Here is a 13,716-nt window from a genome sequence, read left to right as displayed (position 1 = left end):
ACGCCGACAAGCTTGCTGCTTGAAGCTTACAGCTTGGAGCTTGAATGCAATGAGTCACCAATCTGATCTGATCAGCGAGGACATCCTCGCCTACCTGGCCCAGCACGAGCGCAAGGAACTGCTGCGTTTCCTGACCTGCGGCAACGTCGACGACGGCAAGAGCACCCTGATCGGGCGCCTGCTGCACGACTCGAAGATGATCTACGAGGACCACCTCGAAGCCATCACCCGTGATTCGAAGAAGTCCGGCACCACCGGCGAAGAAGTCGACCTGGCGCTGCTGGTCGACGGCCTGCAGGCCGAGCGCGAGCAGGGCATCACCATCGATGTCGCCTACCGCTACTTCTCCACCGCCAAGCGCAAGTTCATCATTGCCGACACCCCGGGCCACGAGCAGTACACCCGTAACATGGCCACCGGTGCGTCCACCTGTGACCTGGCGATCATCCTGGTCGATGCCCGCTATGGCGTGCAGACCCAGACCCGTCGCCACAGCTACATCGCCTCGTTGCTGGGCATCAAGCACATCGTCGTCGCGGTCAACAAGATGGACCTCAAAGGTTTCGACGAGGGCGTCTTCGAAGAAATCAAGGCCGACTACCTGAAGTTCGCCGATGCTATCAACCTGACGCCGAGCAGCCTGCACTTCGTGCCGATGTCGGCGCTCAAGGGCGACAACGTGGTCAACCGCAGCGAGCGTTCGCCGTGGTACACCGGCCCTGCGCTGATGGAAATCCTCGAGACCGTGGAAGTGGCGGCCGACCGCAACTTCACCGACTTGCGCTTCCCGGTGCAGTACGTCAACCGCCCTAACCTGAACTTCCGCGGTTTCGCCGGCACCCTCGCCAGCGGCGTGGTGCACAAGGGTGATGAAATTGTCGTGCTGCCGTCGGGCAAGAGCAGCCGGGTCAAGTCCATCGTCACCTACGAAGGTGAGCTGGAAAACGCCGGCCCAGGCCAGGCCGTGACCCTGACCATGGAAGACGAGATCGACATCTCCCGTGGCGACCTGCTGGTGCATGCCGACAATGTGCCGCCGGTAACCGACCAATTTGACGCGATGCTGGTGTGGATGGCTGAAGAGCCGATGCTCCCGGGCAAGAAATACGACATCAAGCGCGCCACCAGCTATGTGCCGGGCTCGATCGCCAGCATCACCCACAAGGTCGATGTGAACACCCTCGAAAAAGACGCTGCCAGTGCGCTGCAACTGAACGAGATCGGTCGGGTCAAGGTGTCCCTGGACAGCGCCATCGCGCTGGACGGCTATGACAGCAACCGCACCACCGGTGCGTTCATCGTCATCGACCGCCTGACCAACGGCACCGTCGGCGCCGGCATGATCATCGCGCCGCCAGTACTGCCACACGGCAGCACCGGCCAGCACGGCAAGCAGGCCCACGTTTCCACCGAAGAGCGCGCCCTGCGCTTCGGCCAGCAGCCGGCCACCGTGCTGTTCAGCGGCTTGTCCGGCGCTGGCAAGAGCACCTTGGCTTATGCCGTGGAGCGCAAGCTGTTCGACATGGGCCGTGCTGTTTACGTGCTCGATGGCCAGAACCTGCGCCACGACCTGAACAAGGGCCTGCCACAGGACCGCGCCGGCCGTACCGAAAACTGGCGCCGTGCCGCCCATGTGGCGCGCCAGTTCAACGAAGCCGGCATGCTGACCCTGGCTGCGTTCGTTGCCCCGGATGCCGAAGGCCGCGAACAGGCCAAGGCGCTGATCGGCAAGGAGCGCCTGGTGACCGTTTACGTCCAGGCCTCGCCTATCGCCTGCCGCGAGCGCGACCCGCAGGGCCTGTATGCGGCCGGTGGCGACAACATCCCGGGCGAGAGCTTCCCGTTCGATGTACCGCTGGATGCTGACCTGGTGATTGATACCCAGGCTACCAGCGTCGATGAAGGCGTGAAGCAGGTGCTGGATGTGCTGCGTCAGCGCGGCGCGATCTAAGCGCTGAAGCTGCATGAAAAAACCCGCTTCGGCGGGTTTTTTTATGGCTGTGATTAAAGCACACGCACGGCGATCAGTTAGCGACTTGACGGATAGACAAGTTGACAAGTTGACAAGTTGACAAGTTGATAGCTCTTCAAGGGCCGGTCTAGTCTGTTGGCACAGGGGACAACCACACATGAAGTACTCCATCCGGAAATCGGTCGTATCGAAGCTGCGAAGGCCGCATTGCGTGAGCGCTTTGAGGAGCACCTTGCTCGTGCTTCGGAAGCGGTGGTGCTGAAAGCTGTGGCCCTTACGGACGAAAAAGCATTCGCGGCGCTTGCCAAGGTAGAGGTTGAGACTAAACGCAGTATCGCAACGCGCAACCAGGAAGCCGTGTCCAGGATGAACGCGCGTGCGTTCGAGCGGGTCGACGGTCGTTGCGAGTTACTGGACGCCAAGGCGGCCTGCGAAATACTGGGCATTACAAAGCAGGCACTGAGCCAGAAGACAAAAGCTGGAAATCTGCTTGCGTACACAAATTCCGGTAACCGCAGAAAATTCTACCCATCGTTTCAGTTTGCCAATAACAAGCCACGGGCAGTTGTTGCAAGGCTGATCAAAGCGCTAGAGGTAGACCCTGCCGACCTTGAAGCCATGAATTTTCTGGTTCAGCACCTGGTCGGCAAAATGGATTACTCAGACCCAGGGGAGCCAAGCAATGAAGTGCCACGGTTCGAATTGTTGGATGACAGTGTGGCCCTGAGGGTCATCACGCGTGACTATGTGAATGCCTTGACGGCGGGGCAGTGAAAGCCGGGGCTGTCTACAAGGCTTCTTGTACGTTTACTCCAGCACTACACCTAGGCTGTCCAGGAATTCAACGGCCGTTTCACCGTTAGACAGCAGCGCCTGCATGAGAGGTTGATAGCTCAGTGCTTCCACCTGGGTTGAGCGACCTGTGTTCAAGACGAGATTGCACCCCTGCATGGAGCCGGTGACGGTATAAACCGCTGACTGATAAAGCAGCCCATCAACCCCGCTTTGGTACATGCATGCCTGGCTGTTTTTTCGGTTTTTATCCTAGCGCAACTTTTTCCATTGGGGATCTGCGAGTGTTTTAGCCGCTTTTCTGTTGAGCTGTAGGAGATTTCTGTAATCGTAAATGTTGGGGGCATTTATACGCTTCATATGCCGTTTGGGGGGCAAGAGGGTGAAGGCCAAAGTTAATCTGGCTGAATGCTTGTTGGTCGGCGACATAGGCAGTGCGTGGCCACCTGCTGAGCTTCGTCTATAATGGGTTATAAGAAGTAACACCCCGCAGGAGTAGGGTATTATATTCACGCTGCTTTAAATCCTGGTTTATCGTTGGCGGCGCGCCACTCTTTTAGGGTGCGTGCTCCAAGTCATCATCCTGGCTGTTTTTCTTTTTTATGTTATTCATCCATCGAAAGTGCTCTTGGTAATCCATCTGGCGCTCGCAACCCTGCTTGTACGGGTCCATATCGCATTTGAAATGGATGTCTTGTTTGTCAGGGAATAATATAGGCATCTCGTGGGTGCATCCGTTAAGAACAATTAGAATTATGATGGCTAGCTTTTTCATGGCGTATATTTGCGTGCGCGAAAGTTGTTATTTTGGTGGGGAAATTAAGTGTTTCAGTATGGGCTGGTCTTTTTGGGTCCTCGTGGATGTCTTTCTGAGCTTGAATTATGGCTGGTTTTTCAAGATTGATCTGGGCTAATAGGTGAAGGGGATTTCGCTTTAGTTTGTAGGGATTTTTTCCAGCTTTAGTGGGGGAGCAGTTCTACGTGTTATTGTGCTCGTTATATAGCCATCATGGTCGTGGATCGCTTAATAAGCGGGCCATGTGTGTCAATAGACCTGATGTGTGTAATGGGAAGGGGTAAGTATCGAAAAATAAGCTATCAGCCGTTCCTTGGTTCGGGTGGGGTATTGCGCCCTCCTAATCAAGCCATGCAGGCGGGACAGTTTATCTAAAAACCGAAGGCAGGAAACTTTGTCGCCTTCGCCCGATCTTCTTACGAGTAATACGCAATCCTTGTTATTTGGATGAACAACGGCCTAGTCCAACTTATATGTGTTTTTCTGAGACTGGAATAACCCGTCTTTCCTTCACCGCTTTATAAGAAAAGCTCGAATAGATCTCCTTCACCCCCGGCAGCCGTTGCAGCACTTCCCGGGTAAATTCCCCAAACGACTCAAGGTCCCGCGCCAGTATTTCCAGCAGGAAGTCATACCGTCCCGAAATGTTATGGCACGCCACAATCTCTGGTATCTCCATCAACCGTTTTTCAAACGCCAGCGCCATGTCCTTGGTATGCGAATCCATCATGATGCTGACAAAGGCGGTCACCCCAAACCCCAGCGACTTGGGGGAAAGAATGGCCTGATACCCGGTGATGTAACCGTTATCTTCCAGCAGCTTGACCCGCCGCCAACAGGGCGAGGTGGTCAGCGCCACCTGGTCGGCAAGTTCGGAAACGGTTAGGCGGGCGTTGTCCTGCAGGGCGGCAAGCAGGGCGCGGTCGGTGCGGTCGAGGCTCGAAGGCATGTTTTGCCCTCCTGATCGGATAATTGTTGTTTTTGTTCCAAAAAGTGCGCGTTTGCGTGGGCAATTTTGGAAAAATTCAGGCAGCTCGGTGGCATAAGCTTATAACAAACCACAAGAGGCTGTTGCCATGCGCGACTCCCATAACAACACCGGTTTTTCCACGCGGGCCATCCACCATGGCTATGACCCGCAGTCACACGGTGGCGCATTGGTGCCGCCGGTGTACCAGACCGCCACCTATGCCTTCCCCACCGTCGAATACGGCGCTGCCTGCTTTGCCGGGGAAGAGGCGGGGCACTTCTACAGCCGCATCTCCAACCCGACGCTGGCTTTGCTGGAACAGCGCATGGCATCACTGGAGGGGGGCGAGGCGGGGCTGGCGTTGGCGTCGGGCATGGGGGCCATCACTTCGACGATATGGACCCTGCTACGGCCGGGCGATGAGCTGATCGTCGGGCGTACGCTGTATGGCTGTACGTTCGCCTTCCTGCACCATGGCATCGGCGAGTTCGGGGTGAAGATCCATCACGTCGACCTCAACGATATCAAGGCACTCAAGGCGGCAATTACCAGCAAAACACGGATGATCTACTTCGAAACCCCGGCCAACCCCAACATGCAACTGGTCGATATCGCAGCGGTGGCCGATGCTGCGCGCGGGCATGACTTGCATATCGTGGTCGACAACACTTACTGCACCCCTTATTTGCAGCGGCCGCTGGAAATGGGCGCCGACCTGGTGGTGCATTCGGCGACCAAGTACCTCAGCGGCCATGGGGATATCACTGCCGGCCTGGTGGTCGGGCGCAAGGCACTGATCGACCGGATACGCCTGGAAGGGCTGAAAGACATGACCGGTGCAGTGCTGTCGCCGCACGATGCGTCGCTGTTGATGCGCGGGATCAAGACCCTGGCCCTGCGCATGGACCGCCATTGCGCCAACGCCCAGCAAGTGGCGGAGTTTATCGCGAGCCAGCCGCAGGTCGAGCTTATTCACTACCCAGGGCTGCCATCGTTTGCCCAGCACGCGCTGGCCCAGCGCCAGATGCGCCTGCCGGGCGGCATGATTGCGTTCGAGCTCAAGGGCGGGATCGAAGCGGGGCGGCGGTTCATGAATGCCTTGCAGCTGTTCGCGCGGGCGGTGAGCCTGGGCGATGCCGAGTCGTTGGCACAGCACCCGGCGAGCATGACCCATTCCAGCTATACGCCGAAGGAGCGTGCGCACCATGGCATTTCGGAAGGGTTGGTGCGGTTGTCGGTAGGGTTGGAGGATATAGAAGACCTGATCGCTGATGTCGAGCAGGCGCTTCGTGTCTGTACCCAGGCGGCATGAGGGCGGCGGAAGCTGTGCCCTGTGCCTTGGTCTTTAGCTCAAGAGCATCCTCACTGCGTTGGTCATCTGGCCAGCGCATCTTTGAAGGAGTATCTCCATGAAGACAACAGTGCACTACAGGCTGGACATTCGCCGTGGCGGTGGTGACGACGATGAGGACGGTCAGCCGTGGCGCAAGCCTTGAGCAGAAATGAAAAAACCTGCCTCGGCAAAATGCTGTTCACTTAGGGCTGCTGCGCAGCCCATCGCGGCACAAGGCCGCTCCTACAGCGTCCGCGTAAGCCAATATTCACGGGGCTCACGCGGATACTGTAGGCGCGGCCTTGTGCCGCGAAAGGGCCGCAGAGCGGCCCCCGGCGAACTTAAGTGAACAGCATTACTGCCTCGTCAGGTTTTTTCATCGTTGTTCCAAAAAATGGATACAAGAAAAAGGCCTCTCGCGAGGCCTTGTTTCATTTCAGCGCATCAACGCTTGAGCCCGTAGCTCTCATCGAGCATGCCCGGCGAGTTCGGCGTTTTTGGCGCGTAGTCGCGTGGCACTTCGGCCGTGTCCTTCGGCGGGGTAAGCCGGTCACGAGGGCCCTGGGCCGCTTCGGAGTGCAGGGCGGCCAGCAGGCGTTGGCGGGTCACGTCGTCGAGGGCCAGGGTGTTGGCGCCATCGGCCAGGTGATCCTGGACATCCTGGTAGCTCTGGGTCAGTTTCTTGACCAGTACGGCGGTGCTGTTGAAGTGGGTGACCACTTCGTTCTGGTAGCTGTCGAAACGCTGCTGGATGTCGTCCAGCTGACGTTGCGTGCTGCTAGGCGCGGCATTGGGCAGCAGGCGGGCCACGACGAAACCAACCACCACGCCGATGACCAGGGCCAGGGTCGGCAACAACCAAACAAGGAGCGAGAGTTCCACGAGTCCTTCCTCTATAAACGGCTTTGCTTTACGTTAACGGCTCAGACCTGCGCTGTATACCGCGAGCGATCGCAAATCAGAACAGAATTCCTCACCTAGACGAATCGACCCTTCCCGAGGTCACGGAGTAGTGCCTTGCTTGTCCGCGAAACCCCTTTGTTCATCGACGGCCCTTGCGGCCAGTTGGAAGCCTTGTACCTGGATGTGGCCGACGCCCGCGGCGCGGTGCTGATCTGCCACCCCAACCCGGTCCAGGGCGGCACCATGCTCAACAAGGTGGTTTCAACCCTGCAACGCACGGCGCGTGACGCCGGTTACGTGACCCTGCGCTTCAACTACCGTGGCGTGGGTCAGAGTGCCGGCAGCCACGACATGGGCGCTGGCGAGGTGGCCGACGCCGAGGCTGCCGCGGCTTGGCTGCAGGCCAAGCACCCAGGGCTGCCCATGGTGCTGATGGGCTTCTCGTTCGGTGGCTTTGTCGCCACCGGCCTGGCAGGGCGCCTGGAAAGCGCAGGCGTTGAGCTGCAGCATCTGTTCATGATCGCCCCGGCGGTGATGCGCCTGACGAGTGAATACCCGCTGCCGCAGCGCTGCCCGATCACGCTGGTACAGCCTGACAGCGACGAAGTCGTCGATCCGCAGTTGGTTTACGAATGGTCTGACGCCCTGTCGCGCCCCCACGAGCTGCTGAAAGTGGCAGAATGCGGACACTTCTTCCATGGCAAGCTGACCGATCTGAAGGATCTGCTGCTGCCGCGCCTTTCGAATTGAGCCAAGCCTGAATAAGCGAACACCCATGACCACGCGCATCCTTACCGGTATCACCACCACCGGCACCCCGCATCTGGGCAATTACGCCGGCGCCATCCGCCCGGCGATCCGCGCCAGCCAGCAACCCGGTGCCGATTCGTTCTACTTCCTGGCCGACTACCACGCCCTCATCAAGTGCGACGACCCGCAGCGCATCCAGCGCTCGCGCCTGGAAATCGCCGCGACCTGGCTGGCCGGTGGCCTCGATCCGGACAAGGTGACCTTCTACCGCCAGTCCGATATCCCCGAAATCCCCGAGTTGACCTGGCTGCTGACCTGCGTCGCGGCCAAGGGCCTGCTCAACCGGGCGCATGCCTACAAGGCCTCGGTGGACAAGAACCTGGAAACCGGCGAAGACCCGGATGCTGGCGTGACCATGGGCCTGTACAGCTACCCGGTGCTGATGGCCGCCGACATCCTGATGTTCAACGCCCACAAGGTGCCGGTTGGCCGTGACCAGATACAGCACGTGGAAATGGCGCGTGACATCGGCCAGCGCTTCAACCACCTGTTCGGCCAGGGCAAAGACTTCTTCGCCCTGCCTGAGGCGGTGATCGAGGAGAGCGTGGCGACCCTGCCGGGCCTGGATGGTCGCAAGATGTCCAAGAGCTACGACAACACCATCCCGTTGTTCACCAGCGCCAAGGACATGAAAGACGCCATCTCGCGCATCGTCACCGACTCGCGTGCACCTGGTGAAGCGAAAGACCCGGACAACGCCCACCTGTTCACCTTGTTCCAGGCGTTCTCGACGCCGGCACAATGCGCCGAGTTCCGCGAAGCGCTGCTGCAGGGCCTGGGTTGGGGTGAAGCCAAGCAGCGCCTGTTCCAGCTGCTGGACGGGCAACTGGCCGAGAAGCGTGATCACTACCACCAACTGATTTCGCGCCCCTCGGACCTGGAAGACATCCTCCTGGCCGGCGCCGCCAAGGCCCGCAAGACCGCCACGCCGTTCCTCGAGCAACTGCGCGAGGCCGTTGGCCTGCGCTCGTTCCGCAGCAGCGTGCAGGCCGGCACCGAAGTCAAGAAAAAGGCAGCCAAGAGCGCGCGCTTCGTCAGCTTCCGCGATGAGGACGGCAGCTTCCGCTTCCGCCTGCTGGCCGCCGATGGCGAGCAACTGCTGTTGTCGCGCAGCTTCGCCGACGGCAAGAGTGCGGGCGCTGTGAGCAAGCAGTTGCAGCAAGGCGGCGAGGCCGATGTGCGTGTCGAAGGCCTGGGCTTCAGCCTGTGGCTGAACGGCGAGCAGGTTGCCGACGGGCCGCAGTTCGCAAGCGCCGAAGCCCGTGATGCTGCCGTTCAAAGCCTGCACGAGGCGCTGGCGCCGCAGCAGGACTGAAGCTATCCACTGTAGGAGCGGTTGAGCATGCGGCCTGAGAGACAATGGCCGTATGTATGATTGCCATCAAGCGGGTCTGTCGCTACAGTGACGGCCCGTTTTTTGTTGCCTCGCTAACGAAATCATGACGCCCCTAGAACGATATCAAGCAGATCTGAAACGTCCCGACTTCTTCCATGATGCGGCGCAGGAGACTGCGGTGCGTCACCTGCAGCGCCTCTACGACGACCTGGTCCAGGCGCAGAACAACAAGCCGGGCATGTTCGGCAAGTTGTTCGGCAAGAAGGAGCAGACGCCGGTCAAGGGCCTGTACTTCTGGGGCGGCGTGGGCCGTGGCAAGACCTACCTGGTCGACACCTTCTACGAGGCGCTGCCGTTCAAGCAGAAGATGCGCACGCACTTCCACCGCTTCATGAAGCGTGTGCACGAGGAGATGAAAACCCTCAAGGGCGAGAAGAACCCGCTGACCCTCATTGCCAAGCGCTTCAGCGACGAAGCCAGGGTGATCTGCTTCGACGAATTCTTCGTCTCCGACATTACCGATGCGATGATCCTCGGCACCCTGATGGAAGAGCTGTTCAAGAACGGCGTGTCCTTGGTGGCGACCTCCAACATCGTGCCGGACGGCCTGTACAAGGACGGCCTGCAGCGTGCGCGCTTCCTGCCGGCCATCGCCATGATCAAGCAGTACACCGACGTGGTGAACGTCGACAGCGGCGTCGACTACCGCCTGCGTCACCTGGAGCAGGCCGAACTGTTCCACTTCCCGCTCGATGACGCCGCGCACCAGAGCATGCGTGCAAGCTTCAAGGCGTTGACGCCGGAGTGCACCCAGGCCGTCGAGAACGACGTGCTGATGATCGAGAACCGCCCGATCAATGCCCTGCGCACCTGCGACGACGTCGCCTGGTTCGACTTCCGTGCCCTGTGCGACGGGCCGCGCAGCCAGAACGACTACATCGAGCTGGGCAAGATCTTCCATGCCGTTCTGCTGAGCAATGTCGAGCAGATGGGCGTTGCCACCGATGACATCGCCCGTCGGTTCATCAACATGGTCGACGAATTCTACGACCGTAACGTCAAGCTGATCATCTCGGCCGAGGTGGAGCTGAAGGACCTGTACACCGGTGGCCGGCTGAGCTTCGAGTTCCAGCGTACCTTGAGCCGGTTGCTGGAAATGCAGTCACACGAGTTCCTGTCGCGCGCGCACAAGCCCTAAAGGCAGCGGCAAGCTTCGAGGTTCAAGCGGCAAGAAAAAGCCAGGGCAAACCGCATGTTGCTCTGGCTTTTTCTTGCCGCTTGCAGCTTGTAGCTTGCCGCTCAGGAAGCCTTTCAGGCTTCCTGCATGAACTGCTGCCGGTACTGGTTCGGCGACAGTTCGGTATGCTGGCGGAACAAGCGGGCAAAGAAGCTAGCATCGTCGTAGCCGACCTCGTAGCTGATGGTCTTGATGCTCTTGCGCGTGCTCGACAACAACCCCTTGGCCGTCTCGATGCGTAACCGTTGCAGGTAATGCAGCGGCTTGTCGCCCGTCGCACCCTGGAAGCGGCGCATGAAGTTGCGAATGCTCATGCCATGGTTGCGGGCAACGTCTTCGAAGCGGAACTTGTCGGCGAAGTGCTCTTCCAGCCAATGCTGGATCTGCAGGATGATCAGGTCCTGGTGCAGCTTCTGCCCACCAAAGCCCATGCGCCCCGGGGTGTAGTTGCGCTGCACTTCGTAGAGGATATCGCGGGCCACGGCACGGGCCACGTTGGCCCCGCAGAAGCGCTCGATCAGATAGATGTACAGGTCGCAGGCCGAGGTGGCACCGCCGGCGCAGTAGATGTTGTCGGCATCCGTCAGGTGCTTGTCCTGGTTCAGCCGTATGTTCGGAAAGCGCTCGGCGAAGTTGGCGAAAAAGCGCCAGTAGGTTGTCGCTTCCTTGCCATCGAGCAGGCCGGATTCGGCCAACCAGAATACACCGCTGGCTTCGGCGCATAGCACGGCGCCGCGGGCATGTTGTTCGCGCAACCACGGCAATACCTGTGGATAACGCTGCATGAGGTTGTCGAAATCGTCCCAGAACGCCGGGAGGATGATGATATCGGCATCGTTCAGGCCGCCGTCGACCGGCAGTTGGACATTGCTGAAGCTGTCCACGGGCTGGCCGTCCGGGCTCACCAGGCCAATTTCGAACATGGGCTGCAAGCCCAGGCCCAGCTGCTTGCTGTAACGCAGGCTGGCGAGGTGGAAGAAATCCTTGGCTTGCATCAAGGTCGAAGCGAACACCTTGTCAATGGCCAGGATGCTGACGCGCCGCAGTGAAGCGGTGGGTTGGGTAAACATCATTTGTCATTGTTCTTATAGGGTAGAGTGGTCAATCACCGGCTGAATCGTCTTATGTTTTTTGTCCAGCTGCAAGCTTCAAGCGACAAGCTCCAAGAAAAACAGGCCAGTACACACCCGCTCTGTCTTGCAGCTTGAAGCTCGCTGCTTGTCGCTTTGATCAAGGCGCCGGGTTGGGCTGGTCCTGATGAATCGCTTCGATCGCCGCCAGCAGTTCATCGCCCAGGTTCAGTTCCAGGCTCTTGAGGTTGCTCTGCAACTGCACCAGGTCGGTCGCGCCGATGATATTGCTGGTCACGAAGGGTTGCCGTGTGACGAAGGCCAAGGCCATCTGCGCCGGGTCCAGGCCATGCGCCTGGGCCAGTTGCACATAGCGGCTGCAGGCCGCCACGGTCTGTGGGTTGGAGTAGCGGGCGAAGCGGCTGAACAGGGTCAGGCGGCCGTTCTCTGGCCTGGCCCCGTTCTCGTACTTGCCCGAGAGCATGCCGAATGCCAGCGGCGAGTAGGCCAGCAGCCCGCACTGCTCGCGGATCGCGATTTCCGCAAGGCCGACCTCGAAGCTGCGGTTGAGCAGGTTGTACGGGTTCTGGATCGACACCGCGCGCGGCCAGCCGCGGGTTTCTGCCAGGTGCAGAAACTTCATGGTGCCCCACGGCGTTTCGTTGGACAGCCCGATGTGGCGGATCTTGCCCGCGCGCACCTGCTCGTCGAGCACTTCGAGGGTTTCTTCCAGTGGGGTGAACAGGTCTGTGCTCAGGTGCTGGTAGCCCAGCTTGCCGAAGAAGTTGGTGCTGCGCTCGGGCCAGTGCAACTGGTACAGGTCGATGCGGTCGGTCTGCAGGCGCTTGAGACTCTCGTCCAGTGCCGCAACGATGTGCTGGCGGTTGTGCTTGAGTTGGCCATCGCGGATGTGGCTGATGCCGTTGCCGGGCCCGGCGACCTTACTGGCCAGGATCCAGTCGTCGCGATCGCCATGCTGGCGGAACCAGTTGCCGATGATGCGCTCGGTGGCGGCGTAGGTCTCGGGGCGGGGCGGCACCGGGTACATCTCGGCGGTGTCGATGAAGTTGACCCCGGCGGCCTTGGCCATGGCGATCTGCTCAAAGGCCTGGTCCTGAACGTTCTGCTCACCCCAGGTCATGGTGCCCAGGCACAGGGCGCTGACGTTGAGATCGGTACGACCGAGCTGGCGGTATTCCATCGGGAAGTCTCTCCTTGGCAAAGAAGCCCATAAAAGCAGGTTGAAATTTTTCGCGCAATCTGGATAATTCGGACCCTCTCCGTGTGGAGGGAGTGATGCACCACCACGCAGGAAGAACCCCGTCGAACATGGGCGTGCCCGACCCGAGCCCCCAAAAGCGTCTGTGTTCGGCTGCGCGCTTGCCCTTGGCAAGCTGTGCACTATCCAGTAAGATTCGCCGTCTATTTTTCGCTGGGCGGCCTCTGAGGCTTTAGAGAATGAAAACTTTTACTGCTAAACCGGAAACAGTAAAGCGCGAGTGGTTCGTAGTCGACGCCGCTGGCCAGACCCTGGGTCGTCTGGCTACCGAAATCGCTAGCCGTCTGCGTGGCAAACACAAACCAGAATACACCCCTCACGTTGACACCGGCGACTACATCGTCGTCATCAACGCCGAGCAAATCCGTGTGACTGGCGCCAAGTCTTCCGACAAAATGTACTACTCCCACTCCGGCTTCCCAGGCGGTATCAAGGAAATCAACTTCGAGAAGTTGATCGCCAAGGCCCCTGAGCGTGTTATCGAAACCGCGGTCAAAGGCATGCTGCCGAAGAACCCGCTGGGTCGCGACATGTACCGTAAGCTGAAAGTGTACGCGGGTGCTGCTCACCCACACACTGCTCAGCAGCCTCAAGAACTGAAGATCTAACGGGATAGTTCATTATGTCGGCGACTCAAAATTACGGCACTGGCCGTCGCAAGACCGCAACCGCTCGCGTTTTCCTGCGTCCGGGTACTGGTAACATCTCCATCAACAACCGTTCTCTGGACGTGTTCTTCGGCCGCGAAACCGCTCGCATGGTTGTTCGCCAGCCGCTGGAACTGACCGAGACTGTTGAGAAGTTCGACATCTACGTCACCGTTGCTGGTGGTGGTGTCAGCGGTCAAGCCGGTGCGATCCGTCACGGTATCACCCGCGCTCTGATGCAATACGACGAAACCCTGCGTGCCGCTCTGCGTCGTGCTGGCTACGTCACCCGCGACGCTCGTGAAGTTGAGCGTAAGAAAGTGGGTCTGCGTAAAGCGCGTAAGCGTCCTCAGTACTCCAAGCGTTAATACCGCTTCGGCAGTCGAAAAAGCCCGGTTCCTTTGGAACCGGGCTTTTTTTATGTCTTGAACTAACCTGTCAGCATGTCCGTGACGGCTTACCGCATAGACGCAGATCAAGCAAAGCGAGGGTTGTAGCCCGTAAGTGGGTAATCACCTTGTCAGTGTGTGGATTTGTTTCTTACCATGGCGGCCAATTTTTAGTGCCACAG

The 13,716-nt window shown here is 59.3% G+C and carries 12 protein-coding genes; 8 read left to right on the top strand and 4 right to left on the bottom strand.

Annotation, left to right across the window (positions count from 1 at the left end; all coding sequences use genetic code 11):
* Positions 1-49 precede the first annotated feature (49 nt).
* Together cysN and LJX93_RS22235 are read left to right on the top strand one after the other, a co-directional pair.
* Positions 50-1,951 (top strand): sulfate adenylyltransferase subunit CysN, encoded by a 1,902-nt coding sequence (gene cysN, locus LJX93_RS22240; protein ID WP_033702857.1) that lies wholly within the window; start codon positions 50-52, stop codon positions 1,949-1,951.
* 156 nt (positions 1,952-2,107) lie between these two features.
* Complete coding sequence (locus tag LJX93_RS22235) at positions 2,108-2,746, top strand: hypothetical protein (RefSeq protein ID WP_227696421.1); 639 nt, start codon at positions 2,108-2,110, stop codon at positions 2,744-2,746.
* Positions 2,747-4,029: 1,283 nt separating this feature from the next.
* On the opposite strand, the gene LJX93_RS22230 is transcribed toward LJX93_RS22235, so the two are convergent.
* Positions 4,030-4,509, bottom strand: a complete 480-nt coding sequence (locus LJX93_RS22230; protein WP_027595326.1) for an Lrp/AsnC family transcriptional regulator — start codon at positions 4,507-4,509, stop codon at positions 4,030-4,032.
* A 127-nt stretch (positions 4,510-4,636) separates the two neighbouring features.
* On the opposite strand from LJX93_RS22230, the gene LJX93_RS22225 reads away from it, so the two are divergent.
* Complete coding sequence (locus LJX93_RS22225) at positions 4,637-5,842, top strand: methionine gamma-lyase (RefSeq protein WP_033702855.1); 1,206 nt, start codon at positions 4,637-4,639, stop codon at positions 5,840-5,842.
* Positions 5,843-6,307: 465 nt separating this feature from the next.
* On the opposite strand, the gene LJX93_RS22220 is transcribed toward LJX93_RS22225, so the two are convergent.
* Entirely contained in the window at positions 6,308-6,745 is a 438-nt protein-coding gene (locus tag LJX93_RS22220) for a YhcB family protein (RefSeq protein ID WP_027593992.1), read from the bottom strand.
* 135 nt (positions 6,746-6,880) lie between these two features.
* On the opposite strand from LJX93_RS22220, the gene LJX93_RS22215 reads away from it, so the two are divergent.
* From LJX93_RS22215 to zapE, 3 genes are all read left to right on the top strand, one after another.
* Positions 6,881-7,516: an alpha/beta hydrolase gene (locus tag LJX93_RS22215; RefSeq protein WP_033702854.1), complete on the top strand. Its 636-nt coding sequence runs from the start codon at positions 6,881-6,883 to the stop codon at positions 7,514-7,516.
* A gap of 25 nt (positions 7,517-7,541) precedes the next feature.
* A complete protein-coding gene (locus tag LJX93_RS22210) occupies positions 7,542-8,891 on the top strand; it encodes a tryptophan--tRNA ligase (RefSeq protein ID WP_033702853.1) in 1,350 nt (449 codons plus the stop codon).
* 124 nt (positions 8,892-9,015) lie between these two features.
* A complete protein-coding gene (gene zapE, locus LJX93_RS22205) occupies positions 9,016-10,110 on the top strand; it encodes a cell division protein ZapE (RefSeq protein WP_033702852.1) in 1,095 nt (364 codons plus the stop codon).
* A gap of 113 nt (positions 10,111-10,223) precedes the next feature.
* Here zapE and LJX93_RS22200 read toward each other — a convergent pair whose 3' ends face one another.
* Both LJX93_RS22200 and LJX93_RS22195 read right to left on the bottom strand, forming a co-directional pair.
* Positions 10,224-11,144, bottom strand: a complete 921-nt coding sequence (locus LJX93_RS22200; protein WP_077068765.1) for a GlxA family transcriptional regulator — start codon at positions 11,142-11,144, stop codon at positions 10,224-10,226.
* Between the two features lie 235 nt (positions 11,145-11,379).
* Positions 11,380-12,420, bottom strand: a complete 1,041-nt coding sequence (locus LJX93_RS22195; RefSeq protein ID WP_033702851.1) for an NADP(H)-dependent aldo-keto reductase — start codon at positions 12,418-12,420, stop codon at positions 11,380-11,382.
* Positions 12,421-12,677: 257 nt separating this feature from the next.
* Here LJX93_RS22195 and rplM point away from each other — a divergent pair, with 257 nt between their 5' ends.
* Positions 12,678-13,106 carry a 50S ribosomal protein L13 gene (gene rplM / locus LJX93_RS22190; protein ID WP_008097538.1) on the top strand — a complete coding sequence of 143 codons (429 nt, stop codon included), beginning with the start codon at positions 12,678-12,680 and terminating at the stop codon, positions 13,104-13,106.
* Between the two features lie 14 nt (positions 13,107-13,120).
* Positions 13,121-13,513 carry a 30S ribosomal protein S9 gene (gene rpsI, locus LJX93_RS22185; RefSeq protein ID WP_033702850.1) on the top strand — a complete coding sequence of 131 codons (393 nt, stop codon included), beginning with the start codon at positions 13,121-13,123 and terminating at the stop codon, positions 13,511-13,513.
* The last annotated feature ends 203 nt before the right edge of the window (positions 13,514-13,716 follow it).

It is taken from the genome of Pseudomonas sp. HN2-3 (assembly GCF_020691745.1).
Lineage (GTDB): Bacteria > Pseudomonadota > Gammaproteobacteria > Pseudomonadales > Pseudomonadaceae > Aquipseudomonas > Aquipseudomonas capeferrum.
This window is presented reverse-complemented; position numbering and strand designations above follow the sequence as displayed.